Below are 1,920 nucleotides of genomic sequence, written 5' to 3' on the forward strand. Positions count from 1 at the left end.
ATCAACCTTGCCAAAAAGGGAATAAATGTCGTACTCACCTACAAAACCAATAAGCAAGCAGCCGATGCAGTAGTAGCCGAAATTGAAAACAGCGGATAGAGAGGCCTGGCACTGCAACTGGCTGTTTCTGACCATGGCAATTATCCTGACTTTTTTAGTAATGCACTGCGCCCACGACTACAAGAGACGTTCAGTGCTTCTAAATTTGATTTTTTGATCAACAACGCAGGTACAGGGCTATCAACCCCTTTTGCTGAAACTACGGTTTCCCAGCTTGACGAAATGTACTCGATTCACTTCAAAGCGGGTTATTTTTTCGCGCAACATGCGTTGGAATACCTGAACGACGGCGGTGGTATTGTGAATATTTCTTCGGGATTGACCCGCATTATCTTTCCCGGCTCTTCTGCATACGCCTCCATGAAAGGCGCCCTGGAAATCCTTACAAAATATCTGGCAAAGGAGCTGGGTAATCGCAAAATCCGGGTAAATATCGTCGCTCCCGGTGCCATTGAGACTGACTTTAATGGAGGAACTGTCAGGGATAACCAAGGGATCAATGATCATATTGCTTCCCTCACTGCTTTGGGCAGGGTAGGGTTACCAACAGACATCGGGCCCGTAGTCGCTTTTCTTTGTACGGAAGAAGCGTATTGGATCAACGGCCAGCGTATTGAAGTGTCAGGTGGGCAAGCATTATAAATCTATAAATCAAAATTTTTAACTTCTAAACCATTTCGGATATGAATAATGAACAAAAAGACGTTTCTCGTCGCAACTTTTTAGCTAAAACAACTATGGCGGCCGGTAGTTTGGGTGTCGCAAGTTTGCTGACAACGGAAGTATCAGGGGCTACAGATAATGAAAACAGAAGGCCCGATGCTGATAAAGTGGCTATTGTTACCGGATCATCAAGAGGTATCGGTGCGGCAATCGCCAGGCGTCTTGCTGCTCAGGGGTACAAAGTCACCGTCAATTGTGTGGTAAACCGGGATCTTGCAAAGAACGTGGTACGTGAAATAAAAGAAAAAGGCGGGGAAGCCATCTGGCTCCAGGCAGATGTAAGGGACCCGAAAGCGGTAAGTGAACTTTTTGATTTGACCGACAAGACCTTTGGGGGTGTAGATGTGGTTGTTAATAACGCCGGGGTCATGAAACTTTCTCCGTTTGCGAGTATGACGGATGAAGATTTTGACTACGTAATAAACACGAATGTGAAAGGCGGGTTTAATGTGTTAAGAGAAGCTGCCAGACGGGTACGGGATCAGGGCCGTATCATTAGCACTTCGTCCTCCATAACACTTTTGAAAACCGAAACATACGGGCCGTATGCTGCATCCAAAGCTGCCCTTCAGATTTACTCAAGCGCCCTGGCTAAGGAACTGGCCGGACGCCAGATTTCTGTTAACACGATTGCTCCCGGCGTTGTAAACACCACCTTGTTTACAGACGGAAAGACAGAAGAGCAAATTAAAACGTTTGCCCAGAAGACACCCCACGGGCGGATTGGAGAGCCGGAAGACATTGCCGAAGTAGTTTCTGCTTTATGTAGCTCGCCATGTTCATGGATAAATGGCGAAACCATCTTTGCCAATGGCGGACTGGTATAAAGATGTCTCTGTATCAATCACCGATCTATAAAAACAAAGATATGATAACGAACATGCTTAAATTTATTTTTATGCTTCAATTGCTTTCTTGCGACTCGTCCTCGGATAGCATACCGGAAGCTCAGGAACTTCCCATGGAAGGAAATATTACTGAACTGGCTACGGGACTAACAAGCCCGTGGGGCCTCACCTTTTTGCCGGATGGTTCTGCCTTGGTTTCGTCAAGAACAACTGCACAAATTCACAGGATTCCTGCAGAAGGCGGCACACCCCAGCTTGTAGGGACTGTTCCCGGGGTTTCGTTTAGTGC

At 46.6% G+C, this 1,920-nt stretch carries 2 protein-coding genes and 1 pseudogene; all 3 read left to right on the forward strand.

What is annotated here, in order from left to right:
• Window positions 1–165 precede the first annotated feature (165 nt).
• Window positions 166–702, forward strand: a complete 537-nt coding sequence (locus ACEW8P_RS20250; protein WP_373514892.1) for an SDR family oxidoreductase — start codon at window positions 166–168, stop codon at window positions 700–702.
• A 41-nt stretch (window positions 703–743) separates the two neighbouring features.
• Complete coding sequence (locus tag ACEW8P_RS20255) at window positions 744–1,610, forward strand: SDR family oxidoreductase (RefSeq protein ID WP_373514891.1); 867 nt, start codon at window positions 744–746, stop codon at window positions 1,608–1,610.
• A 41-nt stretch (window positions 1,611–1,651) separates the two neighbouring features.
• Window positions 1,652–1,920, forward strand: a pseudogene (locus ACEW8P_RS20260) (hypothetical protein); the annotation flags it as partial.

The sequence above is a fragment of the Persicitalea sp. genome, from assembly GCF_041751555.1.
Lineage (GTDB): Bacteria > Bacteroidota > Bacteroidia > Cytophagales > Spirosomataceae > Persicitalea.

Coding starts and splice junctions, on each gene's coding strand:
- ACEW8P_RS20255 (WP_373514891.1), top strand. CDS start 744: ATGAATAATGAACAAAAAGACGTTTCTCGTCGCAACTTTTTAGCTAAA.